The organism is Pseudoalteromonas shioyasakiensis, from assembly GCF_019134595.1.
Taxonomy (GTDB): domain Bacteria; phylum Pseudomonadota; class Gammaproteobacteria; order Enterobacterales; family Alteromonadaceae; genus Pseudoalteromonas; species Pseudoalteromonas shioyasakiensis_A.
Map to the genome: position 1 here is coordinate 2925994 of NZ_CP077770.1, position 25533 is coordinate 2951526.

Below are 25533 nucleotides of genomic sequence, written 5' to 3' on the forward strand. Positions count from 1 at the left end.
AGGGCCTTTTACATTTGTGGCAACGACCAATTTACTGGCGCTTTATTTTGATCAGTAAGTAGCTGGTTTGTCTTTGAAAAATGCTGACAACCAAAAAAGCCACGATGTGCAGAAAGCGGTGATGGATGCGGGCCTTGGATCACATGATGACGCGAGGTATCAATGTGTTTACCTTTTTTCTGAGCATGTGCCCCCCATAACACAAACACCACACCGTCACAGTGCTGATTAATAAGCGCAATTACAGCATCAGTAAATTGCTCCCAGCCAAGGTGCTTATGAGAATGAGCTTGCCCTTGCTCAACAGTTAATACCGTGTTGAGTAAGAACACGCCTTGCTCAGCCCAGCTTTGCAAATAGCCATGGTGAGGGATCTCAAAACCTTCGATATCGGTTGCCAACTCTTTGTACATATTCTTCAAAGACGGTGGTAATTTTTTAACTTCAGGTAATACCGAAAAGCACAAACCATGGGCTTGCCCTTCTCCGTGGTAAGGATCTTGCCCTAAAATAACCACCTTAACTTCATTTAAAGGTGTAGCATCAAAAGCTGAGAATACCAGTTCGTCTTTCGGATAAACGGTAACGCCTGCTGCGCGTCTATCGGCCACATATTGTAAGGTTTCTTGCATGTAGGGCTTAGCAAGTTCGGTATCTAGAAATGTTTGCCAATCGTTCATTTTGAAGCCTGTATTTGCTGACGAGAAACGTCTATTTTACCACACATATCAGTTAAACCATCAAGCATACGGGTTGTAAAACGGTGCAATAAGTCTGCGTTTACACTAATAAACTGGTTATGTTGCACCGCTGGCAATTCAGGCCATTGTCGCCAATCAATTTTAGGCTGAGGCTTTTTCGATTTTTCATCTGGAATAATCACTACCTCTGGATTGGCAACCAATACATTTTCAATACTAATGCGCGGGTAGTCTGTATCGCTATTAGCAAATACATTATCCGCATGACAAATAGTTAATAGCTGATTGATCCAGGTATTTCCGCCAACGGTCATCATTGGCTCAGGCCATAATTGATAAAACACCGACACTTTCGGTTTGCCTTCTTGCGCTGTACGAATAGCATCGAGTTTAGTTTCAAACTCTTTGGCTATCTTGTTTGCCTTGGTTTGCAAATGCGTAAGCGTGCCTAGTTTACGTAGTTCATCAGCCACATTATCAACCTGATTTGGGTTGCTGTACGCTACCGGAATACCTAATTTTTCAATGTAAGCGAGATCTTCGGCTTTGTTACCCGTTTTCCAAGCCAAAACAAGGTCTGGTTTTAACGACAACAGTTTTTCCATGTTAATACCGTAATAGCCACCTACCCGCTCGATATCATTCGCTTGATGAGGAAAGTCTGCATAGTCAACGGTACCAACAATGCGCTCTCCTGCTCCAATCGCAAATAGGTTTTCAACGATATGCGGTGCTAAAGCAACAATACGCTGTGGTTCTTTAATTTCATGAGCTTGAGCCAATGTTGGTAAATAAAATAAAGCCCCTAAGAGTGCAAACTTGATGGTTCTCATGTTAAAAATCGAACCCTTTTTGCGCTTTTATTCCTGCATCAAAAGCGTGTTTTACGTTTCTGACTTCACTGACTGTATCAGCTAAGTCGGTTAGTTTACGGTGCGCACCACGACCTGTAATTATCACCGATTGCATAGCAGGGCGAGAGCTAACTGCTTCTAGCACTTCGTCTAAATCAATATAGCCGTAGGTGATCATATAGGTTATTTCGTCTAGCATAACGAGATTAATCGACTCATCCTTCAGCATTCTTTTCGCTTCTTGCCATGTCACCTGCGCAGCAGCAGTGTCTGAGTCTTTATTTTGTGTTTCCCAAGTAAAACCGGTGTTCATAATAACAAATTCAACCCCCGCTTTCTCGAGTAGGTTACGCTCACCGCACTCCCATGTGCCTTTAATAAACTGGCACACAGCGGCTTTCATTCCGTGACCTACCGCACGTGCGACAGTCCCAAAACCAGAAGTCGATTTACCCTTACCATTGCCAGTTATAACCTGAAAAATACCCTGCTCTTTTTGTGCAGCAGCAATTCGTTCGTCGACTTTTTGTTTTACTTTTTGTTGGCGTTGTTGGTGCTTATCTTGATTCTGTTCGCTCATTGTTGTTCCTTATGTCTCTAAATTGAAGTTCTCATAAATATTGATGATTTGTTCAATATCGAGATTCTCTGCTACTACACTAGCTAAACGGCTTAACTGTTGTTCACGGTTTAAATTAATATCAATTGGCTTAATTTGGCTATTTGATGCAAGCCAAGTTATTAGCTCAGATACGCCTTCAGGGGTATCAAACAAGCCATGTAAGTAAGTACCTGCTACTTGATTATCATCACTAATAAAACCATCTACTTTGAATCCACTTGGGTGATTATTAAAACTTAAAAATGGCTTTTCAAATGCGGGCCCTTGACTAATCCCGGCGTGAATTTCATAACCTGAAATTGCTTTATCGCTATTATTTAAATGGAGTATGCCAGAAACTTGGCTTAGTACTTTTTGTTGGCCTAATTGCGTTTCAAAGTCAGCAAGCCCAAGCCCTGCTGCACTGCCTAAATTAGATTCTACAGCATGTGGATCACCAAGGTAGTTGCCTAACATTTGCAGCCCACCACATACTCCCAGCACTTTACCGCCATAGCGTAAATGACGTGTTATTTGTTTATGCCAGCCTTCATTTTTTAAAAACGCTAAATCGCTCAGTACATTTTTACTGCCCGGAATAATAATCAGATCAACACTTGGAATAGTCTGCGTATGACGTACATACTGTAAATCAATTTCTGGTTGTAATCGCAGTGCGTCAAAGTCTGTGTGATTACTAATATGAGGAAGTAGCAGCACTACTATGCGTAATTGCGGCATATCGACCTGATTAGTTATAGCAACGGCATCTTCAGCATCTAGCGCTAAGTCATGTAAATAAGGTAATACCCCAAGCACTGGTTTATTGGTGTATTGCTCTAACCAATCAAGGCCACCTTGCAATAACGCAATATCGCCCCGAAAACGGTTAATCACAAAGCCTTTAACGCGAGCCTGCTCTGACTCAGACAACAAGGCTAACGTTCCGACTAAATGGGCAAACACCCCGCCTTTGTCAATATCGGCAATAATGATCACCGGGCAATCAACCGCCTCAGCGTAACCCATATTCGCAATGTCGTTTTCTCGCAGGTTAATTTCTGCAGGGCTCCCAGCACCTTCAACAACCAGTAATTCAAAACGCTCACTTAAGCGCTGCTGCGAAGTAAGAACGGCATCCATCGCCACTTTTTTGTAGTCGTGATAACTGCCCGCTTCCATATTCGAAAGGGCTTTACCATGAACGATTACCTGCGCCCCGGTATCGCTGTTAGGTTTTAATAAGATAGGGTTAAAATCGACTTCTGCGGGGACTTTTGCCGCTACAGCTTGCAAAGCTTGAGCGCGACCTATCTCGCCACCATCTGCGGTTACAGCGCTATTTAACGCCATATTTTGTGGCTTAAAGGGCGCAACCTTTATGCCTCGCTCAGCAAAGATCCGGCAAAGTGCTGCTACAAGAGTACTTTTACCTGCATCTGAGGTCGTGCCTTGCACCATTAATGTGTTCATTATTGTTCTCTTTTTAAGGTTTGTGCAAGACCTGCAATCACAAACTCAACACGTGCAACTTGCTGTGCTAAGGCTTGATGCAACCAACCTGAATGATCAACAAACTGACGGCTTAATTCACCGAGCGGCACAATGCCATGCCCCACTTCATTGCTGACAAAAATCACCTCACCCGGCAATTTTGCTTGCACATCGAGTAAGGCCGCTTTTTGCTTAAGCCAAAATGCTTCACCTTGCTGGCATAGGCAATTACTCAACCAAAGGGTTAAACAATCCACTAAAATACAGTTTTCTGCTTGGCTATGTTGTTGTAGTGCTTTAGCCAAATACAAAGGCTCCTCAACAAGTTGCCAATGCTTAGCGCGATCTGCTTGATGCATATTAATTCGGGCTGTCATTTCTTCATCACCCGCATTTGCTGTGGCAATGTAGATAAGCGCCTTGTTTGAGTCTGTTGCCTGCTGCTCTGCAAAACGGCTTTTACCGCTGCGAGCACCGCCTAAAATTAAAGTATGTTGCTGGCTCATAATAAGCTAACCAAGCAAAGGTAGGTAACAAGCTCTGTCACTTGCTGGGCTGCTCCTAAACAATCACCGGTGTAGCCTGATAACTGTTTTTCAAACCAGCGCTTCAATAGTAAACGAGTAACAAACAGTACACTGATGAGGACTAATAATTGCCCTAAAGTGAAGCCAAAAAACAACCATGCAATTGCTAACACCGCACCGCCAGTTGCTAGCAGTATTTGATAACTTTGCGTGCTTAAATGCATCGCAATTGGTTTTACTTTAGATGTAGCGTCTTGACTCACATAGTCCATATCTGCAATTAAACTTGTTGCTACAACCCGGCTCAAGCTTTGCCCTAAAACAAGTGCAATAATCAGCGTACTGGTTGCCTCGCTGAGTGCAACGAGTGTTTGGTATTTAATTAATAAGGCCATCACTAATGCCGCAGCACCATAGGTACCTAAGCGACTATCTTTCATAATGCTCAGCTTATCTGCAACGTGCCAACCTCCACCAAAGCCATCCCAGACATCAGCAAGGCCGTCTTCATGAAATGCCCCTGTGATTATCAAGCTAAACGCCATAACTAACGCGACTGAAATGGCTGCAGGGAATAACCAACTTAACAGCAAAAAGCTCAGCGCTAAAAGTGCACCTAATATCACACCGACCAATGCAAAATAACGGCTGGCCTGATTGAGTGCCGTGCTCGACACTGCAAAGTTTAACTTAACGGGTATACGCGTTAAAAAGCTAAGCGCCAGTAAAAATAGCTGAAGCTGACTTGGGGTAGAGTCAAAAGTGTGTTGTTCAGCGCTCATATCAAACTACTTGCTCAACATTGGCATCAGCAAAACTTGCCATGTCATTGTAAAAAGCCAAAGATGCTTGCAGTAAAGGTAAGGTAAGCGCAGCCCCGGTGCCCTCTCCTAATCTTAAATCGAGTTGTAATAAAGGTGATGCGTGCAAGGCATTGAGCATTGCTTTATGCCCTTGCTCATCAGAAGCATGAGCAAATAACATATAATCGCGAGCTTTTGCATTAATGCGAGTTGCAACAAGCGCCGCTGCGCTACAAATAAAGCCATCAACAATCACAGCCATACCAAGCTCGGCAGCAGCTAAAATGGCACCCGTGATCTGAACAATTTCAAAACCACCTAATGCCGCAAGCGTCATTAGTGGATCGCTAAAATGAGTTTGGTGTAATTGAAGGGCTTGCTCGACAACCTTGATTTTTTTAGCAACAACCTCGTCACTCACACCTGTGCCTTTACCAACACATTGGCTGGCAGGTAACGACAACAAGGCAGCCATTAATGCCGCAGCACTTGTGGTATTGCCAATGCCCATCTCACCAAAGGCGATGGTATTACAACCTTGCTCATAGAGTGAATGAACTCGCTGTTTGGCTAATTCAAACCCTTTTTCAACCTGGCTAAGTGACATGGCCATTTCAGTATTCAGTGGTGCAGTGATTTCACCTAAACGCTGGTTATGCACACTTTTATTGTGTGAAGTACTGAGTGTTCCAGCGTCAACAACTTCTAGCTGCCAGCCAAGCTGGCGACAAAATACATTAATCGCTGCGCCTCCTGCTGCAAAGTTTGCCACCATTTGTGATGTAACGCTGCTAGGAGCAGTTGACACCCCTTGGCTTACCACACCATGGTCACCAGCAAATACAACTAGAGAAGGGTTTGAAATAACTGGTTTAAAGGCAAGTAGCGCCTGCTCACTATCAAGCTGATTTGAAAAAATAAGCGTTAATTGTTTAGCACAACTTTCAAGCCGACCTAAAGCGCCTAACGGCTTTGTTTTAAGGTCTATTTTTTGTTGAATAACAGCTGAAAATTGCTGATTAATAGGCATGATGTTAAACATTAGCTACCTGCTCTGTTTACGAAAATAAAGTAAGAATAAAAAGAACACGCTACCGATAGCGGCTGTGATCACACCTACAGGTAGTTCTTGGTTATTCAGTAGGGTTCGGCATAACACATCTACCCACACCATAAAAATACCACCGACCAAGGATGTCATAACTAAGTTATGGCTGCTGCCTTGCGGCGAAAAGTAGCGCACAATATGTGGGATCATCAGGCCGACAAAACCAACGCCCCCACACATCGCAACAAGCACCGCTGTGATCAATGAACTTAACAGCAGCATCATGATTCGAAAGCGTTGCACATGAATCCCCAAGGTTGCAGCACTTTCATCACCAAGCAGCATTGCATTAAGCTGACGACGAAATGCAATCATCAGCGTCATACAGGCAATAATTACTGTAAACGGCAGCCAAAGAGTGTCCCACTGTGCACGAGAAAAACTGCCCATCGTCCAAAACAAAATGGCGGTTATAGCTTGAGGATCGCTAAAATAAAGCAGCAGACTAGTCAGAGCACTAAAAAAGAAAGATAAAGCAACACCAGCGAGTAACATGGCTTCAACTTGGCCAACATGGCGACGCCCTGCAATAGCAATAAGCAACAGCATAGAAAGTAAGCTTCCGGCAAATGCTGCAACTGACATACTAAAGCCAAAACTCACACCGGTTAGGGCTATAAAGCACACCACACCAAATGAAGCCCCAGAAGAAATACCAAACAAGTAAGGATCAGCAAGCGGGTTTCGGGTTACGGTCTGCAAAATTAACCCTGCCAGAGCAAGCCCTGAGCCTGCTAAAAATGCCAGCACCGTTCTTGGCATACGCAACTGCCAAATAATACGCTGCACAAATTCATCGCTACCTTGGCTAAACAAGCCATTAAAAACGTCACTCAGCGGTGTATTTGCAGCTCCAAAGCTCAGAGCTAAAAAACAACTAATAAGCCCTACAACAATACAGACACTTAAACGCATTACATCAGTCATGTTGATGCTCCTGTGTCTGATAGCCATAAAAATAAGTGATGTGCGGAATAAACTTATCAGTGCTTGATTGTGGGTGAGCAGATACCGTTGCACAGACGCCAAATACATCACTCAACAGCTTCTCAGTAAGCACCGCTTTTGGTTGCCCCTGACAAACCAAGCACCCCTCATCAATCACGATGAGTTCATCACATAAACTCGCTGCGAGGTTTAAATCATGGAAAGAGGCAAGCACAGTCACATCGAGGGACTTTGCTAATTCCATTATTTGAATTTGGTATTTAACATCAAGGTGACTGGTAGGCTCATCCATGATCAACAGTTTAGGTTGCTGTACGATAGAGCGAGCAATGAGCGCTCTTTGCTTTTCGCCACCTGAGAGCGAATCAAATGTTTGCTCACTATGATGAGACAAACCAACCTGCTCTATCGCTTGATATATTCGCTGCTTATCATTGGCAGACGTGCCGCTGAAAAGTCGCTTATGAGGTGTTAAGCCTAAACTCACTACATCGAACAAAGACAAATTAAACTGCGATGGAGACTCTTGTAAAACCACTGCAACCTGCTTTGCATATTCATCAGCACTGATTTGCCAAATATCTTGACCGCTTAGCAGCACAACCCCTTGCTGAGGTTTCAAGTAACGATAAAGACAACGCAGCAAGCTTGATTTACCCGCACCATTAGGGCCGAGTAGACCGATAAATTGCCCTGCTTTTAACTCAAGGTTAATTGATTTAAGTATAGTTTTATTCGCAGTACCCCAACTTAAATCAGACACTGATATTAATGGCGCAGCGCTAAGGCTATTTTGTTGCAAGCTTATTCTCTCTTGGCGAGTAATCGCAACGCACAAGAAAACACTGGTAAGTACCAGAAAATGATGTGAGTTGACCCGCTCGATGATTAGTTGTTAGTGCTAAGTATCTGGCTGACCATTATTAAGATGGATTACAGTTGCGGGAACAGCTGGAGAGTTTCACTCCATTCCATAGCATATAGGTATTATGGCGGGCTAAGTAAATAATTCAATGAATATCGCTCTAGATGGCTAAAAAACAATTTTAGGCCAAGCTTGTCCTTGTTCATCTATATATACATCAAGTGTAATAAGCCCTGCATATGGAAGATGAAAAACATTTAAATGTGTGGCTGATTGTTTTGGCATCTGACAAACAATAGCGAGAATTTGCTTTATCACTCCAGCATGGCTAATTACCAATGACTGTTCATCCTTAGATTCGCACAAGGATTGCAAAAACGTGTGCCACCATGTCTCTACCCGAGCGTAAAAGTCTGCCATAAATTCACCATTGGGTACTTTTACTTGCCAAGGGTGCTGCCAAAAATCACCGATATGAGGTTTACTGGTTTGCTGCCAAAGCTGTTGATAGTCTTGGCCATCCCAATCACCAAAATTAAACTCTTTTAGCGCGTTATAATACTGTACATGCAAAGTGTGTTGATTTGCTAAATAATCAGCATGAACTGAGCAACGCTTTAGCGGTGAGCTATATATAGCATTTAAATTTATGAGTTCAGCAGATGCTTGGCGCATTTGCTTAAGACCAAGCTCTGATAATTCAACATCGATTTGCCCAGAAAGAATACCTGGCGTAGCGATTTCGCCATGGCGAAGAAAGTAAACTCGTGAAGTAAATGCGTCCATAATGTTCCTCAGTAAACCAATAGTGAACGTTAACGCGTTTTAAATACTCTGTCGACTTATGCTAAGGCTGTTATGCTAAGAGAGTTAAGCTAAACGCATTAAACGAACGTCAAAATGTAGCACTGCATTTGCGCCAATCTTGCCACCGTTACCTTTTTTACCCCAAGCAAGCTCTGGAGGGATCACAAATTCATAGCGAGAACCGATATTCATTAATAACAAACCTTCTCTTAACCCTTCTATAGCTTCGGATAAAGCGAACACTTCTGGCATACCGGCTTTATAACTGTCGGCAATCACATTGCCATCAGCAAGCATAATACGTTGATTAATAACCACTGTATCGAATTCTGATATGCGTTCACCTTCAACTTCATCAATCACTTTATACATTAAACCTGATGGGCATAGATGTGTATCTGGGTGAGATGAGAACTTAGCAATAAATGCTTCACTATTTTTACGATTTAAACCGGAAGAGCCTTTTGACTTAGTTGTTTTTTTGCGAGACACAGTAAACCTTAATTGTATTACAAATATAAAACGCTTTATCGCATAACAAAGTAAGGGAAGCAAGTTTGCGAGAGTAAAGTTGCAAATTAGAAAGGGGAAAGTTTGAGGGTCTGGCGTTGGTTGGGTAGAGCACAGCGAAACCCAACACAGAGCTATCAGCTTTCAGTCGTCAGCGATCAGCCGCGCGGTGGAGGTGTTTGATGCTGCGTCTCCCTCTGCCGGAGGCACTTCAGAGTTGCTAGTTAGCAAGGAAAAGTGCAGGTCTGCCGTAGGTTGGGTAGAGCGCAGCGAAACCCAACACAGAGCTAATATCTGAAGTCTGACATTCTCATCATGTAGGAATGGCTTCAGCAATGAATGCGTTTGTTAAGGTTTGAATTCGGCACTGAAGTGCCTCCTACGGGGGTGTTGCTGAGGGTGACTCAGTTACCTAACAACCCCGCAGTTCAACTTTACCCTTGCTAACTTGCAACTCGCTAACTCACGTTGGGTTTCGCTCCGCTCTACCCAACCTACCTGGAGAATGAACTGGGTTAATGCTGAGTATGACTCTGTACCAAACAGCCCCACGGTTCAGCTGACGTCTGACGGCTGAAAGCTGACAGCTCCAGACGCAAAAAAGCCCAACTCTTTCGAATCGGGCTCTCTTTAATAGGATCCTGGCGATGACCTACTTTCACATAGCAGCTGCTACACTATCATCGGCGCTGTTTCGTTTCACTACTGAGTTCGGCATGGGGTCAGGTGGGTCCAAAACGCTATTGTCACCAAGAAAATTCTTTTCAATTTTCTTATTATTTTTATTTATAGTCTTTCGACTTAATTTATAGTCTTTCGACTGAATTTGGAGCCTGGCGATGACCTACTTTCACATGGCAAATGCCACACTATCATCGGCGCTGTTTCGTTTCACTACTGAGTTCGGCATGGGGTCAGGTGGGTCCAAAACGCTATTGTCACCAAGCAAATTTGGTTCGTTAATCGCCTTGGCAATTAACTAAAATTCGGAATGCTGATATCAAGTAAATGTCTACTTTAGTGTCTTAACTTCTGTCTGTTACGCTGTCACAAAACGCGTTTGGCGTTGTATGGTTAAGCCTCACGGGTAATTAGTACAGGTTAGCTTAATGGCTCGCACCACTTCCACATCCTGCCTATCAACGTTGTAGTCTTCAACGGCCCTTCAGAGACTTTAAAAGTCTAGTGAGAACTCATCTCGAGGCCTGCTTCGCGCTTAGATGCTTTCAGCGCTTATCAGTTCCGAACGTAGCTACCGGGCAATGCCATTGGCATGACAACCCGAACACCAGCGGTTCGTTCACTCCGGTCCTCTCGTACTAGGAGCAACCCCTCTCAATTCTCAAACGCCCACGGCAGATAGGGACCGAACTGTCTCACGACGTTCTAAACCCAGCTCGCGTACCACTTTAAATGGCGAACAGCCATACCCTTGGGACCGACTTCAGCCCCAGGATGTGATGAGCCGACATCGAGGTGCCAAACACCGCCGTCGATATGAACTCTTGGGCGGTATCAGCCTGTTATCCCCGGAGTACCTTTTATCCGTTGAGCGATGGCCCTTCCATTCAGAACCACCGGATCACTATGACCTACTTTCGTACCTGCTCGACGTGTCTGTCTCGCAGTTAAGCTGGCTTCTACCATTACACTAACCGTACGATGTCCGACCGTACTTAGCCAACCTTCGTGCTCCTCCGTTACTCTTTGGGAGGAGACCGCCCCAGTCAAACTACCCACCAGGCACTGTCCGTAACCCCGATTAGGGGCCAACGTTAGAACATCAAAACTACAAGGGTGGTATTTCAAGGACGGCTCCACAAAAACTAGCGTTTCTGCTTCAAAGCCTCCCACCTATCCTACACATGTAGGTTCAATGTTCAGTGCCAAGCTGTAGTAAAGGTTCACGGGGTCTTTCCGTCTAGCCGCGGGTACACAGCATCTTCACTGCGATTTCAATTTCACTGAGTCTCGGGTGGAGACAGCGTGGCCATGGTTACACCATTCGTGCAGGTCGGAACTTACCCGACAAGGAATTTCGCTACCTTAGGACCGTTATAGTTACGGCCGCCGTTTACCGGGGCTTCGATCAAGAGCTTCGTCCGAAAACTAACCCCATCAATTAACCTTCCGGCACCGGGCAGGTGTCACACCGTATACGTCATCTTGCGATTTTGCACAGTGCTGTGTTTTTAATAAACAGTCCCAGCCACCTGGTCACTGCGGCTCCCGTCCGCTTAGAGAGCAAGTCTCATCACAGATAGGAGCGTACCTTCTCCCGAAGTTACGGTACGATTTTGCCTAGTTCCTTCACCCGAGTTCTCTCAAGCGCCTTAGTATTCTCTACCTGACCACCTGTGTCGGTTTGGGGTACGATTCGGTATAATCTGAAGCTTAGAGGCTTTTCCTGGAAGTATGGCATCAACAACTTCACACCCTTGGGTGCTCGTCTCGTGTCTCAGTCTTAAGAGTCCGGATTTTCCTAAACTCTCAACCTACTCACTTTCACATGGACAACCAGCGCCATGCTTGTTTAGCCTGCTCCGTCCCCCCATCGCAATTATACCAAGTACGGGAATATTAACCCGTTTCCCATCGACTACGCCTTTCGGCCTCGCCTTAGGGGTCGACTTACCCTACCCTGATTAACATGGGATAGGAACCCTTGGTCTTCCGGCGTGCGGGTTTTTCACCCGCATTATCGTTACTCATGTCAGCATTCGCACTTCTGATACCTCCAGCATACCTCCCGGTACACCTTCAACGGCTTACAGAACGCTCCCCTACCACTCAAAATAAATTTTGAATCCGCAGCTTCGGTGCATAGTTTAGCCCCGTTACATCTTCCGCGCAGACCGACTCGACCAGTGAGCTATTACGCTTTCTTTAAAGGATGGCTGCTTCTAAGCCAACCTCCTGGCTGTCTGGGCCTTTCCACATCGTTTCCCACTTAACTATGACTTTGGGACCTTAGCTGGCGGTCTGGGTTGTTTCCCTCTTCACGACGGACGTTAGCACCCGCCGTGTGTCTCCCGGATAGTACTTTACGGTATTCGGAGTTTGCAAAGGGTTGGTAAGTCGGGATGACCCCCTAGCCTTAACAGTGCTCTACCCCCGTAAGTATTCGTCCGAGGCTCTACCTAAATAGATTTCGGGGAGAACCAGCTATCTCCCGGTTTGATTAGCCTTTCACTCCTAGCCACAGGTCATCCCCTAACTTTTCAACGTTAGTGGGTTCGGTCCTCCAGTTGATGTTACTCAACCTTCAACCTGCCCATGGCTAGATCACCGGGTTTCGGGTCTATACCTTGCAACTATACGCCCAGTTAAGACTCGGTTTCCCTACGGCTACCCTAATCGGTTAACCTCGCTACAAAATATAAGTCGCTGACCCATTATACAAAAGGTACGCAGTCACCCTCGAAGGGCTCCTACTGCTTGTACGTACACGGTTTCAGGTTCTATTTCACTCCCCTCACAGGGGTTCTTTTCGCCTTTCCCTCACGGTACTGGTTCACTATCGGTCAGTTGGGAGTATTTAGCCTTAGATGATGGTCCACCTATATTCAGTCAAAGTTTCACGTGCTCCGACCTACTCGATTTCACTTAAGATGCATTTTCGTGTACGGGACTATCACCCTGTATCGTCAAACTTTCCAGAATGTTTCACTAACACATAATAAGCTTAAGGGCTGGTCCGGTTTCGCTCGCCGCTACTTCCGGAATCTCGGTTGATTTCTGTTCCTACGGGTACTTAGATGTTTCAGTTCTCCGCGTTCGCCTCTTACACCTATGTATTCAGTGTAAGATACCTGCAAGCAGGTGGGTTTCCCCATTCGGAAATCCTAGTCTCAAGCGCTTTTTACTAGCTTGACTAGGCTTATCGCAAGTTAATACGTCCTTCATCGCCTCCAACTGCCAAGGCATCCACCGTGTACGCTTAGTCACTTAACCATACAACCCAAACGGGTCTTTGTTAGTGACAGCTGTTAACTTCGCCAGAAGTTAATTCATCAAATAATGATGAGAATACTAAAGTAGATACCAATTAATCTTTCGATTAATGGCATATTTTTACTTTTGAAAACTCTTTATAAATAACAATGTTATCTATAAGAATTTTAATATCAGCTTTCCAAATTTTTAAAGAGCATATTAATTAGTTAAACCAAGCGGTTTAGCTAACTAACAATCATCTGTGTGGACACTACGAACAAATAAGTTCTAAATCGTATAAGGAGGTGATCCAGCCCCAGGTTCCCCTAGGGCTACCTTGTTACGACTTCACCCCAGTCATGAATCACTCCGTGGTGAACGTCCTCCCGAAGGTTAGACTATCCACTTCTGGAGCAACCCACTCCCATGGTGTGACGGGCGGTGTGTACAAGGCCCGGGAACGTATTCACCGCATCATTCTGATATGCGATTACTAGCGATTCCGACTTCATGGAGTCGAGTTGCAGACTCCAATCCGGACTACGACGCACTTTAAGTGATTCGCTTACCCTCGCAGGTTCGCAGCACTCTGTATGCGCCATTGTAGCACGTGTGTAGCCCTACACGTAAGGGCCATGATGACTTGACGTCGTCCCCACCTTCCTCCGGTTTATCACCGGCAGTCTCCTTAGAGTTCCCGACCGAATCGCTGGCAACTAAGGATAGGGGTTGCGCTCGTTGCGGGACTTAACCCAACATCTCACAACACGAGCTGACGACAGCCATGCAGCACCTGTATCAGAGTTCCCGAAGGCACCAAACCATCTCTGGTAAGTTCTCTGTATGTCAAGTGTAGGTAAGGTTCTTCGCGTTGCATCGAATTAAACCACATGCTCCACCGCTTGTGCGGGCCCCCGTCAATTCATTTGAGTTTTAACCTTGCGGCCGTACTCCCCAGGCGGTCTACTTAATGCGTTAGCTTTGAAAAACAACTCCGAAGAGCCGAGCTTCTAGTAGACATCGTTTACGGCGTGGACTACCAGGGTATCTAATCCTGTTTGCTCCCCACGCTTTCGTACATGAGCGTCAGTGTTGACCCAGGTGGCTGCCTTCGCCATCGGTATTCCTTCAGATCTCTACGCATTTCACCGCTACACCTGAAATTCTACCACCCTCTATCACACTCTAGTTTGCCAGTTCGAAATGCAGTTCCCAGGTTGAGCCCGGGGCTTTCACATCTCGCTTAACAAACCGCCTGCGTACGCTTTACGCCCAGTAATTCCGATTAACGCTCGCACCCTCCGTATTACCGCGGCTGCTGGCACGGAGTTAGCCGGTGCTTCTTCTGTAAGTAACGTCACAGCTAAGTGCTATTAACACTTAACCTTTCCTCCTTACTGAAAGTGCTTTACAACCCGAAGGCCTTCTTCACACACGCGGCATGGCTGCATCAGGCTTGCGCCCATTGTGCAATATTCCCCACTGCTGCCTCCCGTAGGAGTCTGGGCCGTGTCTCAGTCCCAGTGTGGCTGATCATCCTCTCAAACCAGCTAGGGATCGTCGCCTTGGTGAGCCATTACCTCACCAACTAGCTAATCCCACTTGGGCTAATCTTATGGCGTGAGGCCCGAAGGTCCCCCACTTTGGTCCGTAGACATCATGCGGTATTAGCAGTCGTTTCCAACTGTTGTCCCCCACCATAAGGCATATTCCCAAGCATTACTCACCCGTCCGCCGCTCGACGCCAGAGGTGCAAGCACCTCTTCGTTTCCGCTCGACTTGCATGTGTTAGGCCTGCCGCCAGCGTTCAATCTGAGCCATGATCAAACTCTTCAATTAAAAGTTTTTTCTGTCCCGAAGGACATGCTCAATGAATTCTGAATTTTGATTCTTTCGAATCGAATTGACTGTGCTGAAACAAGTAAACTTGTTTCCGTTGGTCACTCAGTTCAATTGAGACTCTAAATTTGTTTGCGTCATCTAGCGAACTAGAATCTGCTGTTAGAACTCAATCTGTACGAGTGCCCACACAGATGATTGCTTTATATTGTTAAAGAACGTTGCGACGTTGTCGCTAGGGATGCGTATAATACATCCTTAATTTTTCGAGTCAACACTTAATTTTAAACTTTCTTTTTAGACCGTTTTAAACCGAAGTTTTACTTAACTCTCTGTCACTTTGTTCAGCGTCTTTCGTTGCTGCCCGCCGTGTCAGTGGATGCGCATTATAGGGATGCGAGGAATTAACGCAAGCACTTTTTGTAGAAAACTACTAAAAACTTACCTTTCGCGCAAAAAACAAGCTAAAGGCAGTAAAAAACACAGTTTACTGTACAAAATACAGTCAACTTTTCTCGAGAGGATCTTAAGTATTATCGAAATTAGGTAATACGCAAGTTTTTAAATAAAAAAAGCGCCACTATTTTTAATGGCGCTTTTATCAATCAACTCTGAATTAGTACAAGATACTATATAACTTACGGCGATACTTAGATGCCAAGGCATCGCCATCAGGTAAAGAAGCGATAATCTCTAGATAGGTTGGTTTTGCATCTGCGTAGTTAAGATCTTTTTTAAGTACATTAAATAACATCTCTAAAGCTTCCTCTTTACGACCCGCACTATTAAGAGCATTACTTAGTTCTACTTTGATCTCTAAATCATTTGGGTATTTTTCAACTTTATCTTGCAGTGCTTTTATTTCTGGTGAATCTGTTGCAGCTAATGCTTGTTCACATTTTGCTTGAATGTTTGTGAAATACGCATCACGTTCATTTTCTGCAACCGAATCTAATAATGCTTGTGCATCTTCTAATTTATGAATTTGAATACAGATATCAGCTAAAACTAACTTTACACGTGTGTGGTTTGGATCAAGCTCATAAGCCTGCTTTGCATAGTTAAAAGCATTATTTAAATCTTGATTAATTAACGCTTGCTTAGCTTGCTCTAGTAATAACTCGTGTTGAGCTGGTAAATGTTTAGCTAGCGCATCGCGAATTTGCTGCTCTGTTTGAGCACCCGGTAACATATCGACAGGTGCTGAATCTTTTAACATCACAAGCGTAGGTAATGCTTGTAAACCAATTTGCTGTGCAAGTTGCCCTGCAAGAGCTTGCTCAACATCACAATCTAATGTTGCTACTAATAAGTGCTCACCATATTCATGTGCGATTTTTTCTAAAATTGCAGCTTGCTGATGACACTCTGGGTTTTGCGCAGAGTAAAAAGTAAGTAGCACTAGCTTTTCAGCGGACGTTTCACCCAGTGCTTGCTGCAAATTTTGCTGGGTAAGTTTTATCATATTATTCATTTGATCGATTGCACTATATAAGTATTTAGGTTTTTATATAGTGGCAAACATAACAATTACAAGCCCCACGGGTCGAGGTCATTATGAAATTATCTGCTATTTCTGCAGCTTTATTACTTCTTAGTCCATTCGCACAAGCAACAACGCTCGATTTAAACCTTCAAAAGAGTATGCCTGAAATTGAAAAGCTCTATTTAGACTTGCATCAATCTCCTGAGTTGTCTTACCACGAAAAACAAACTGGTCATAAGCTAGCAAAGCAATTAAAAAAGTTGGGCTTTACTGTTACTGATAATGTGGGTGGTTACGGCGTTGTTGGTATTTATAAAAACGGTGATGGCCCAACAGTAATGATCCGCACTGATACTGATGGATTACCAATTGTTGAGCAAACTGGAAAACCTTACGCCTCTAAAGTGACTGTGGCAAATGATGCTGGTGCAACCGTTGGCGTAATGCATGGTTGTGGTCATGATATTCACATGAGTTCATTTATTGGCACAGCACAACAGTTAATGACCCACAAAGATCAGTGGCAAGGTACGCTAATGATGGTCGCACAACCTGCAGAGGAAGTAGGCGGTGGTGCAAAAGCAATGCTTAAAGAAGGGCTTTTTACTAAGTACCCTACTCCAGACCATGTTATTGGTTTACATGTAAGTGCCAGCGTTCCTGCTGGTAAAGTTAGCATGAAAACTGAATATACGATGGCAAGTGTTGACTCTGTTGATATTACAGTAAAGGGTAAAGGCGGTCACGGTGCTTACCCGCACACAACAATAGACCCAGTAGTGATTGCTTCACGTATTGTATTGGCACTGCAAACTATTACTAGTCGTGAATTGTCACCACTTGAACCGTCAGTGATCACCGTTGGCTCAATTCATGGTGGTTCTAAACACAATGTCATTTCTGATGAAGTAAAACTACAACTGACACTGCGTAGTTATAACCCTGAAGTTCGCTTACAACAAATCGCGGCGATTAAACGAATTTCTAAAGGCATCGCATTAAGTGCTGGCCTTGATGAAAGCTTAGCTCCTGAAGTATTTGTGCATGAAGATGAGTCAATTCCTTCAACTTACAATAACCCTGCACAAACCAATGTAGTGCGTTCAGCAATTTCTAATGCTATTGGTGAAGACAATGTACTTGAAACTGAAGCTGTAATGGCTGGTGAAGACTTTGGTCTATACGGTCGTACAGAACAAAATGTACCCATTACTTTGTTTTGGTTAGGCGGTGTTGAACCGAGTCAATATGATGCAGCAATGCAATCTGGCGCAACATTACCTTCTTTACACTCAAGTAAGTTTGCACCTGATTACAAGAAGGCGCTCCCGACTGGGATTACTGCGATGAGTAATGCCGCGGTTGCCCTGTTCAACAAAAAATAGTTTAGGCTGACTTAGCTCTAGGCTTAGCTTTTCTTTTAAAACGTCGCTTTTGCGGCGTTTTTGGTAACTGGGCAAAGACTTGGCTGTCGCACTGCTTCGCTTGCTCAACTAAAGCATGTAACTCTGCCAACAATGGTGTTAAAAATTGCTGATAACTCATATGCTGTTCAGCTATATTCCCTAACGACGCTTCCCACTTAGCTGTTAAGTCAGGACTAGCAAGCTGCTCTGGTAATGTGCTTATGAGTGCTTTACCTGTTGCTGTAGCAAGAATATTTTTACCCTGCCGCTCTAAAAAGCGGCGCTTGAATAAAAGCTCAAGAATACCTGCCCGTGTAGCCTCTGTGCCTAGGCCGTCGGTTTCTTTAAGGATCTTTTTAATTTCAGGGTCTTTCACATAGCGGCTGATGCCAGTCATAGCACTTAATAAGGTAGCGTCAGTAAAATGCGCTGGCGGTGTCGTCATTTTGTCTACCACTTCACCTTGATTACAATGCAGCGGCAGGCCTTTTTCAAGAGCAGGTAAGGTTTGCTCATCATTTAACTCTGTTTTGCCCATCAGTGTTTTAAAGCCTAGGCTAACATCTTGCTTAGCAGCAGCTTTAAAAAAACCACCCGCAATTTCGACCGTTACTTTGGTTTCATTAAAAACATAGTCTGGATAAAACTGAATTAAGTAATGACGACAGATCAACCGATAGATTTTTTGTTCATCACTACTTAATGATGCTGAGCGAAGTTGTTTTTCGGTAGGAACAATAGCGTGGTGAGCTGCAACCTTGCTGTCATTAAAACACTTACTCCGCTTGCTGGTATCAGCTTGCTTGCAAGCTTCACTTGCTTGACCTTCATTATTTGCGATGGCGGCAATAATACTCGCGGCATCTTTATGATGATCTTTTGGTAAATAGCGGTTATCTGAACGAGGATACGTAATTAACTTATGGCGCTCATATAAACTTTGACAGGTATCGAGCACCTTTTGTGCTGGCATTGAAAACGCCTTTGCCGCATCAATTTGTAAAGCCGACAAATTATAAGGCAGTGGCGCTTGTTGCTTTTTTTGCTTTTGTTCAAGCTCAACTACTTTCGCTGGTTGATTAGTTATGCGTGACACAACATTTTCAGCAAGCCCTCTATGTAATACCCGCCCTTCTTCATCTTGATACGGTTCACATGCTTTACTTGGCTGCCATTTAGCAGCAAAAGTTTGCTGCTGATCTGTTTCAAGATGAGCTAATACTTCATAAAAAGGTTTTGCTACAAAGTTCGCTATTTCATTATCACGATTTACAACTAAACCTAAAATAGGTGTTTGGACACGACCTACTGATAACACATTACCAAATCCAGCTTTTTGCCCAGCAAGCGTATAAGCCCGAGTTAAATTCATGCCAAATAACCAATCAGCACGTGAGCGAGCTAAGGCAGATACGCTCAATGGAATAAATTCGCGATTCGACTTTAAATTATTCAGCGCTTTTTTAACTGCACTTAAGTTTAAGTCGCTGATCAAGAGTCGTTGAATTTGCTGTTTTTTAGCTTGGCTAAGTTTAACCTGTTCGATCACTTCATCAACCAATAGCTGGCCTTCCCTATCTGGGTCGCCGGCATGAACTATTGTACTAGCCTGCTTAATGAGCTTTTTTAATACTGTGAGTTGTTTACGTGTTTTTGATTTAGGTTTTAATTGCCACAGTTCAGGCACGATAGGTAAATGCTCAAACCGCCACTTTTTAAAACTTGCATCGTAGTCATCAGGTTCTGCTTGCTCAAGCAAATGACCAATACACCAAGAGACACAATCTCCATTACCTAGCTCTATATATCCATCATGCTTTTTTTGTGGTTTTGGCAATGCATCTGCAATGGCTCGCGCCAAGGATGGTTTTTCGGCAATGTAAAGTTTCATAACGCAACACTAAATACTGTTTTTATAAACAGTAGTCTAGCACAGGATTTTTAATGAAGAAATGCTTAAGCTTGCTGGCTTCGTCGAGTAAAGAGGTAGATAAGTGGTAGGTAACAGACGACCACAGTACCAATATTGATTAGCGGTAGAAGGGTCTTATACATATAAGTGCTATATGACAAATCCCAAAGGTGACGGTCAACTAAACGGAACAATTGCAAAATGGGCGCCATTATCACAACCAACTGCCCCAAAACACTTTGCCATAAGTAGACTTTATCTTTAATACCCAAGTAAGCAATGACAGCCATCCAAGCAATATCATTAAAAGCCCAGACGACATAGCGCCAGATATAGATGTCATCAAATTCTTTTAAAGCAGAATAGATAAGAGTCCCATAAAGGAAAAAAGCAGCAGTAATGACAGAAAAATAAAAAGCAGGCCAATCTTTACGAAGATAAAAAATAATAATAGCTGGGCTCAAAATGAACACCCAGCTATTGCTTAAGATAACTCTAATTTCAACAAACCAATCAGGCAAAATGTAGCGCCTTAATCAGTTTTATCATCATCACCGCCATCACCATTACCTGGCATATAGCTATATTTATCAACTTTTTTCATTTTTATACTCCATTACATGTGTTAATGAAGTTTCACTTTAATTGATTTATTGCCTTACATCAATAGGGTCAGATTCGTGTGCCTTGCCTTGCATGATAGAGATTTCAACACGGCGATTTCGCTTACGATCTTCATCGGTCACATTCGGTACAAGAGGCCTTGTCTCTGCGTGACCTACAACCATCATACGAGACTTATCAAAACCGGGCGCTTTTTCCATTTCACTGGCAACTGCCACCGCACGCTTTGATGATAAATCCCAATTATTAGTATAAAGCTCATTCGATACTTGGAAGTCATCAGTGTGCCCTGACACAGTTATTTCACCCGGCACATCTTTTAACAGCGTAGCAATATCACGAATAATAGGTTTAAATTTTGGTTGCAAAAAAGCACTGCCAGATGGGAACGAACCATTCTCACGAATGCGAATAATAATTTGCTGGCCTAATGACTCGAGCTCAATTGCACCATCCATAATTTGCTGTTCTAGTTGCTGAGCAATTTTCTTCACAAGTTCATTTGTTTGTTCTTGATCAGCTGCTGAAATTGACTGCTCTAACGCTTGTTGCTGAGCCGTACTTTGCGATTCACCACCACGTTTATTACCGCGCTGTTCTTGTCGACCACCGGCGGAGCTTTCGTCGCCAGCTTGAAACTCAAGCATTTGTTGCGTCATTTCTACGGTTTGTTGTTGAATCGTTTCAATAGGAGTGGGTTCTGGTTTACCCGGAGTGAACTCCATGGCAATGACCGAGGTCCCTTTTGGAATATCTTTTACTTCAATTTTATTTTGTACACCGAAAGCAAACTTCATAGAGCCGGCAATTTGCTTAAACTTCAGTACGTCCATTTCTGAGAAAGCAAGCAAGAGTACAAAGAAGCACATTAATAATGACATTAAATCTGCGAAGGTTCCCATCCAGGCGGGTAAACCCGGTGGTGGGCATTTGCACTCTTCATCTGACATACCCTACTCCTCGGTATCAACTTTACGTTTTGATTCGGCTAAGTAGTTTTTCAAGATACCTTCAATTACTTTCGGGTTTTGACCATCTTGAATACCTAGTACCGCATCGAGAATTAAACGTTGATTAAGCGCTTCCTCGTCTTTACGAAGCTCTAGTTTTACCTGAATTGGAATAGCAACAACGTTAGCTAAAAACGCACCATAGAGAGTAGTTAAAAGTGCAACCGCCATTGCTGGGCCGATTGCCTTTGGGTCATCCATGTTTGATAACATAGCAACAAGACCGATTAGCGTACCGATCATGCCCATCGCTGGAGCGATATCGGCAAGTGATTTGAATAACCCTGCCCCTAGTTCATGACGGTTAGCTGTAAGAGAAATGTCTTTTTGTAGTGTGGCACGAACAACATCAGCATCATGACCATCCACTAGCATATCAACCCCTTTACGCATAAAACCGTTGGGGATTTCGGCTTCTTCTAATGCTAGGAAACCACCTTTACGTGCTGAATCAGCTAATTCTACTGCTTTTTCAATTAATTCTTCTGGAGATTCGATTTTGAACATAAAGGCTTTCGCAGCGACTTTACCTATGCCCAAAAATTGCCCCATAGTGAAATTCGATAATACGATAAAAATCGAACCACCAAATACAATGACCACCGAAGGCGTGTTGTAAAACATTGCAACTTGGCCGTCACTACTTAACACCATCGACATAGCAATTAAGCCTATGGCACCAAGAATACCTATTATGGTTGCTAAATCCACATACCCCTCCAGAGGAACAATTACACGACACCCTCAGGTATCAAATTTTTATTATTAACTGCTTATCGGCAAGCAGTTGAAATACTTAAATCATTAAATGAATTAATTTTATTTTAATGTAAGATTTTTAAGCTACAAGTTTAAGCTGTATCTAAAACCGTAAAAATAGCATATTGAAAATGGATTATGCGTAAAAAAACACATCATTCTTTGACCTAGTTTAGCATTCCCCCTAAAATTGGCCTCACTTTCTAACAGCTATCGAGGCCACAATGGCAACAAAGAAACCAGAAAACTTAAGCTTTGAAGAAGCGCTGGATGAATTATCTCACATTGTTGCACAAATGGAGCAAGGTGAATTGTCTCTAGAACAATCACTAAAACAATTTGAACGCGGCATTGCGCTAGCAAATGCTTCATCTGGTAAGTTACAACAAGCCGAACAAAAGGTTGCCATTTTAATGGGTAACGATAGCCAAGCGCCTCTTAGCAATTTTGATTCAAACTTGGACTAATTAAGTGCAATTAAAAGAACAATTACAACGCGCTCGTGAAGACGTAGAAGCACATTTAAATCGCTATTTCGAACAACCTCTTAATACCGAAAAAACCATCAAAGAAGCCACCCATTACGGTGTTTTAAATGGTGGTAAGCGCTTACGCCCTTACCTTGTATATGCAACGGGTCGAATGATGGGCGCAGACAAAGCCGATCTTGATATTCTTGCCGCCGCTATTGAGTGCATTCACAGCTATTCTTTAGTTCATGATGACTTACCAGCAATGGACGATGATGACTTAAGACGTGGCCGCCCTACCTGTCATATTGTTTATGGCGAAGCGCAAGCCATACTTGCGGGCGATGCATTACAAACGCTGGCATTTGATTTAATTGCCAACCATCAATTTGCCGTTCCTGCGAGCCAGCAAGTAAAAATGATTGCCTCGTTAAGCAAAGCCTCAGGTATTGAAGGTATGGTAGGTGGACAAGCACTGGATATTGAAGCGACCGATAAAGAAATTTCAGTTGCGCAGTTAGAGCGCATTCATCAGCTAAAAACGGGCGCCTTGCTTAATTGTGCTATTACACTCGGTGCATTGAGTGCAAAAAGCTGTGATGAACATACTCTCGCGCAATTAAACCTATTTGGCCAAGCAATAGGACTGGCTTTTCAGGTACAAGACGATATCCTTGATGTAGAAGCTGATACTGAAACATTAGGTAAGCCACAAGGTTCAGATATTGCGGCTAATAAAGCAACATACCCTGCTTTACTAGGTATGGCTGGCGCAAAGCAAAAAGCACAAGATTTACTAGCTCAAGCTCATCAAGCTCTTGGGGCAATTGATTACGATACCAGCGAACTGGCAAGCCTTGCTAGCTATATCGTTGAACGTAATTATTAGTGCCTAAAAAAGAAAGACAAAATAACTAAAAAATCAGAGCAGCAATGGGCTATAATGCACTCTGGTTAGCGAAGGATGTATAAAAAATCATGACACTTGATAGTAGCAAGTATCCATTATTAAGTTTGGTTGACGAACCAGCACAGCTGCGTGATTTAGCGCAAGACAAGTTACCTGCGTTTAGTAAAGAGTTACGCGAATACCTACTTAACTCAGTTTCGCAAAGTAGTGGTCATCTAGCATCAGGTTTAGGCACTGTTGAGCTAACCGTTGCGCTGCATTATGTTTATAACACTCCTGAAGATCGTTTAGTATGGGATGTGGGTCATCAAGCATACCCGCACAAAATCTTAACGGGTCGTCGTGACCAAATGCATACTATTCGTCAAAAAGACGGTTTGCACCCTTTTCCATTCCGTGATGAAAGCCCTTACGATACTTTCAGTGTTGGCCATTCGAGCACTTCTATTTCGGCAGCCCTAGGTATGGCCATTGCAGCAGAAAAAGAAGGTAAAGATCGTAAAACTGTTGCTGTTATTGGCGATGGTGCGATCACAGCAGGTATGGCATTTGAAGCGATGAATCACATGGGTGATGTTAACCCTAACGTGTTAATTATCTTAAACGATAATGAAATGTCGATTTCAGAAAACGTAGGTGCACTAAACAATCACTTTGCCCGCATTTTATCTGGCAGCTTCTACACCAATATTCGTGAAGGCAGTAAAAAGCTTCTTTCTGGTTTACCGCCAGTGAAAGAGCTTGCCAGCCGAATGGAAGAACACTTAAAAGGTATGGTCATTCCGGGCACTTTCTTTGAAGAGTTAGGCCTTAATTACATCGGCCCAATTGATGGTCATGATGTTAATATGATGGTTGATACCTTACGTAATATGCGTAACCTTAAAGGCCCGCAATTACTACATATTAAAACGCAAAAAGGTAAAGGTTATAAGCCTGCCGAAGCAGATCCAATTGGTTACCACGGCGTACCAAAATTTGATCCTAGCATGTCAAAATTACCAAAATCTAAACCTGACGCTGCCACATTCTCAAATGTGTTTGGTGACTGGTTATGCGATATGGCAGCTCAAGACGACAAGCTAATGGCAATAACCCCTGCGATGCGTGAGGGTTCTGGCATGGTACGCTTTTCTAAAGAGTACCCAGCGCAATACTTTGATGTAGCAATTGCTGAGCAACATGCTGTAACGCTTGCAGCTGGCCTTGCTTGTGAAGGGTTGAAGCCTGTTGTTGCTATTTATTCAAGCTTTTTACAACGTGCGTTCGACCAACTTATCCACGATGTAGCATTACAAAACTTACCAGTTTTATTTGCTATTGACCGTGCTGGTATTGTTGGCGCTGATGGTGAAACTCACCAAGGCGCCTATGACTTAAGCTTTATGCGCTGTATTCCTAACATGGTTATCATGGCACCTAGCGACACTAACGAGTGCCGCCAAATGCTTTACACTGGCTATCAATGCAATCAACCTGTCGCTGTTCGTTACCCGCGTGGTAGTGCCGGCAATTGTGAGGTTGAATCAACAATGAGCGCGATTGAAATTGGTAAAGCGCGTAGTATCAAACAAGGTAATAAAGTGGCAATTTTGTCGTTTGGTACGCTGTTAGAGAACGCTAAAGTAGCTGCTGATGAGCTTAACGCAACAGTCATTGATATGCGCTTTATTAAGCCTCTTGATACTGATGCTATTAGTGAGTTACTTGGCAGCCATGATGTCATTGTTACCCTAGAAGACAACGCCATTGCTGGCGGTGCAGGTTCTGCTGTAAATGAATACTTAGCTGCAATCAAAGCCGATGTGACTATCTTAAACTTAGGTATTCCAGATGAATTCATTAAGCATGGCACACAAGACGAAATGCACGCCGAAATGGGCTTAGATGCTAATGGTATCTTAACTAGCATCAAAGAGTTCATGGCTTAAGCCAAACAGCATTCACTAAAAAGGAGCCTTAA

General features: G+C 43.6%; 20 protein-coding genes, 4 rRNA genes and 1 riboswitch. Of the genes, 4 read left to right on the top strand and 20 right to left on the bottom strand.

Annotated features, from left to right (window positions below; genetic code table 11):
* Window positions 1-8: 8 nt before the first annotated feature.
* The 16 genes from ung to KQP93_RS13700 all read right to left on the bottom strand — a co-directional run bounded on the left by ung (window position 9) and on the right by KQP93_RS13700 (window position 16467).
* On the bottom strand, window positions 9-680 hold the full coding sequence (ung, locus tag KQP93_RS13625; protein ID WP_217874820.1) for a uracil-DNA glycosylase: 672 nt from the start codon (window positions 678-680) through the stop codon (window positions 9-11).
* Window positions 677-1534, bottom strand: a complete 858-nt coding sequence (locus tag KQP93_RS13630) for a cobalamin-binding protein (protein ID WP_217874821.1) — start codon at window positions 1532-1534, stop codon at window positions 677-679. The genes ung and KQP93_RS13630 overlap by 4 nt, the downstream gene beginning before the upstream one ends.
* A gap of 1 nt (window position 1535) precedes the next feature.
* A complete protein-coding gene (gene cobO, locus KQP93_RS13635) occupies window positions 1536-2135 on the bottom strand; it encodes a cob(I)yrinic acid a,c-diamide adenosyltransferase (protein WP_217874822.1) in 600 nt (199 codons plus the stop codon).
* A gap of 9 nt (window positions 2136-2144) precedes the next feature.
* The gene (locus KQP93_RS13640; protein ID WP_217874823.1) at window positions 2145-3629 is read right to left on the bottom strand and encodes a cobyric acid synthase; all 1485 of its coding nucleotides are present in this window, start codon (window positions 3627-3629) and stop codon (window positions 2145-2147) included.
* Window positions 3629-4156: a bifunctional adenosylcobinamide kinase/adenosylcobinamide-phosphate guanylyltransferase gene (cobU, locus tag KQP93_RS13645; protein ID WP_217874824.1), complete on the bottom strand. Its 528-nt coding sequence runs from the start codon at window positions 4154-4156 to the stop codon at window positions 3629-3631. The genes KQP93_RS13640 and cobU overlap by 1 nt, the downstream gene beginning before the upstream one ends.
* A complete protein-coding gene (locus tag KQP93_RS13650; RefSeq protein ID WP_217874826.1) occupies window positions 4153-4959 on the bottom strand; it encodes an adenosylcobinamide-GDP ribazoletransferase in 807 nt (268 codons plus the stop codon). The genes cobU and KQP93_RS13650 overlap by 4 nt, the downstream gene beginning before the upstream one ends.
* Window position 4960: 1 nt before the next feature.
* Window positions 4961-6022, bottom strand: a complete 1062-nt coding sequence (gene cobT, locus KQP93_RS13655) for a nicotinate-nucleotide--dimethylbenzimidazole phosphoribosyltransferase (protein ID WP_217874827.1) — start codon at window positions 6020-6022, stop codon at window positions 4961-4963.
* A 3-nt stretch (window positions 6023-6025) separates the two neighbouring features.
* Entirely contained in the window at window positions 6026-7015 is a 990-nt protein-coding gene (locus KQP93_RS13660; RefSeq protein ID WP_254907677.1) for a FecCD family ABC transporter permease, read from the bottom strand.
* Entirely contained in the window at window positions 7008-7838 is an 831-nt protein-coding gene (locus KQP93_RS13665; protein ID WP_217874830.1) for an ABC transporter ATP-binding protein, read from the bottom strand. Before KQP93_RS13665 ends, KQP93_RS13660 begins: the two co-directional genes overlap by 8 nt.
* A gap of 103 nt (window positions 7839-7941) precedes the next feature.
* A riboswitch (cobalamin riboswitch) is annotated at window positions 7942-8009 on the bottom strand.
* 60 nt (window positions 8010-8069) lie between these two features.
* Complete coding sequence (locus KQP93_RS13670; RefSeq protein WP_217874831.1) at window positions 8070-8687, bottom strand: histidine phosphatase family protein; 618 nt, start codon at window positions 8685-8687, stop codon at window positions 8070-8072.
* A gap of 84 nt (window positions 8688-8771) precedes the next feature.
* The gene (locus KQP93_RS13675; protein WP_138601813.1) at window positions 8772-9200 is read right to left on the bottom strand and encodes an FKBP-type peptidyl-prolyl cis-trans isomerase; all 429 of its coding nucleotides are present in this window, start codon (window positions 9198-9200) and stop codon (window positions 8772-8774) included.
* 657 nt (window positions 9201-9857) lie between these two features.
* A 5S ribosomal RNA gene (gene rrf, locus KQP93_RS13680) occupies window positions 9858-9972 on the bottom strand.
* 77 nt (window positions 9973-10049) lie between these two features.
* Window positions 10050-10164: ribosomal RNA gene (gene rrf / locus KQP93_RS13685) — 5S ribosomal RNA — on the bottom strand.
* Between the two features lie 124 nt (window positions 10165-10288).
* Window positions 10289-13172 (bottom strand): 23S ribosomal RNA (locus KQP93_RS13690).
* Window positions 13173-13452: 280 nt separating this feature from the next.
* A 16S ribosomal RNA gene (locus tag KQP93_RS13695) occupies window positions 13453-14993 on the bottom strand.
* Together the 16S, 23S and 5S rRNA genes form the textbook arrangement of a ribosomal RNA operon.
* 616 nt (window positions 14994-15609) lie before the next feature.
* Window positions 15610-16467 (bottom strand): tetratricopeptide repeat protein, encoded by an 858-nt coding sequence (locus KQP93_RS13700; protein ID WP_217874832.1) that lies wholly within the window; start codon window positions 16465-16467, stop codon window positions 15610-15612.
* An 83-nt stretch (window positions 16468-16550) separates the two neighbouring features.
* On the opposite strand from KQP93_RS13700, the gene KQP93_RS13705 reads away from it, so the two are divergent.
* On the top strand, window positions 16551-17864 hold the full coding sequence (locus tag KQP93_RS13705; RefSeq protein ID WP_217874834.1) for a M20 metallopeptidase family protein: 1314 nt from the start codon (window positions 16551-16553) through the stop codon (window positions 17862-17864).
* A 1-nt stretch (window position 17865) separates the two neighbouring features.
* Here the strand turns inward: KQP93_RS13705 and KQP93_RS13710 are convergent, their stop codons facing one another.
* The 4 genes from KQP93_RS13710 to pomA all read right to left on the bottom strand — a co-directional run bounded on the left by KQP93_RS13710 (window position 17866) and on the right by pomA (window position 22142).
* The gene (locus KQP93_RS13710) at window positions 17866-19776 is read right to left on the bottom strand and encodes a DNA topoisomerase III (RefSeq protein WP_217874835.1); all 1911 of its coding nucleotides are present in this window, start codon (window positions 19774-19776) and stop codon (window positions 17866-17868) included.
* Between the two features lie 65 nt (window positions 19777-19841).
* Entirely contained in the window at window positions 19842-20318 is a 477-nt protein-coding gene (locus KQP93_RS13715) for a hypothetical protein (protein ID WP_217874837.1), read from the bottom strand.
* Window positions 20319-20447: 129 nt separating this feature from the next.
* Window positions 20448-21371, bottom strand: coding sequence for a flagellar motor protein MotB (locus tag KQP93_RS13720; protein WP_058586203.1), 924 nt, complete (start codon window positions 21369-21371; stop codon window positions 20448-20450).
* 3 nt (window positions 21372-21374) lie between these two features.
* Complete coding sequence (gene pomA, locus KQP93_RS13725; RefSeq protein ID WP_054552564.1) at window positions 21375-22142, bottom strand: flagellar motor protein PomA; 768 nt, start codon at window positions 22140-22142, stop codon at window positions 21375-21377.
* A 272-nt stretch (window positions 22143-22414) separates the two neighbouring features.
* Here pomA and xseB point away from each other — a divergent pair, with 272 nt between their 5' ends.
* The 3 genes from xseB to dxs all read left to right on the top strand — a co-directional run bounded on the left by xseB (window position 22415) and on the right by dxs (window position 25501).
* The gene (gene xseB, locus KQP93_RS13730) at window positions 22415-22657 is read left to right on the top strand and encodes an exodeoxyribonuclease VII small subunit (protein WP_217874838.1); all 243 of its coding nucleotides are present in this window, start codon (window positions 22415-22417) and stop codon (window positions 22655-22657) included.
* Between the two features lie 4 nt (window positions 22658-22661).
* Window positions 22662-23549 carry a (2E,6E)-farnesyl diphosphate synthase gene (gene ispA / locus KQP93_RS13735; RefSeq protein WP_217874839.1) on the top strand — a complete coding sequence of 296 codons (888 nt, stop codon included), beginning with the start codon at window positions 22662-22664 and terminating at the stop codon, window positions 23547-23549.
* An 89-nt stretch (window positions 23550-23638) separates the two neighbouring features.
* Window positions 23639-25501 carry a 1-deoxy-D-xylulose-5-phosphate synthase gene (gene dxs, locus KQP93_RS13740; protein WP_217874841.1) on the top strand — a complete coding sequence of 621 codons (1863 nt, stop codon included), beginning with the start codon at window positions 23639-23641 and terminating at the stop codon, window positions 25499-25501.
* Window positions 25502-25533: the final 32 nt, after the last annotated feature.

Bases quoted from the DNA above. Each gene is read 5' to 3' on its own strand.
- ung (WP_217874820.1), bottom strand. From the start codon at position 680: ATGAACGATTGGCAAACATTTCTAGATACCGAACTTGCTAAGCCCTAC.
- KQP93_RS13630 (WP_217874821.1), bottom strand. From the start codon at position 1,534: ATGAGAACCATCAAGTTTGCACTCTTAGGGGCTTTATTTTATTTACCA.
- cobO (WP_217874822.1), bottom strand. From the start codon at position 2,135: ATGAGCGAACAGAATCAAGATAAGCACCAACAACGCCAACAAAAAGTA.
- KQP93_RS13640 (WP_217874823.1), bottom strand. From the start codon at position 3,629: ATGAACACATTAATGGTGCAAGGCACGACCTCAGATGCAGGTAAAAGT.
- cobU (WP_217874824.1), bottom strand. From the start codon at position 4,156: ATGAGCCAGCAACATACTTTAATTTTAGGCGGTGCTCGCAGCGGTAAA.
- KQP93_RS13650 (WP_217874826.1), bottom strand. From the start codon at position 4,959: ATGAGCGCTGAACAACACACTTTTGACTCTACCCCAAGTCAGCTTCAG.
- cobT (WP_217874827.1), bottom strand. From the start codon at position 6,022: ATGTTTAACATCATGCCTATTAATCAGCAATTTTCAGCTGTTATTCAA.
- KQP93_RS13660 (WP_254907677.1), bottom strand. From the start codon at position 7,015: ATGACTGATGTAATGCGTTTAAGTGTCTGTATTGTTGTAGGGCTTATT.
- KQP93_RS13670 (WP_217874831.1), bottom strand. From the start codon at position 8,687: ATGGACGCATTTACTTCACGAGTTTACTTTCTTCGCCATGGCGAAATC.
- KQP93_RS13700 (WP_217874832.1), bottom strand. From the start codon at position 16,467: ATGAATAATATGATAAAACTTACCCAGCAAAATTTGCAGCAAGCACTG.
- KQP93_RS13705 (WP_217874834.1), top strand. From the start codon at position 16,551: ATGAAATTATCTGCTATTTCTGCAGCTTTATTACTTCTTAGTCCATTC.
- KQP93_RS13710 (WP_217874835.1), bottom strand. From the start codon at position 19,776: ATGAAACTTTACATTGCCGAAAAACCATCCTTGGCGCGAGCCATTGCA.
- KQP93_RS13720 (WP_058586203.1), bottom strand. From the start codon at position 21,371: ATGTCAGATGAAGAGTGCAAATGCCCACCACCGGGTTTACCCGCCTGG.
- xseB (WP_217874838.1), top strand. From the start codon at position 22,415: ATGGCAACAAAGAAACCAGAAAACTTAAGCTTTGAAGAAGCGCTGGAT.
- dxs (WP_217874841.1), top strand. From the start codon at position 23,639: ATGACACTTGATAGTAGCAAGTATCCATTATTAAGTTTGGTTGACGAA.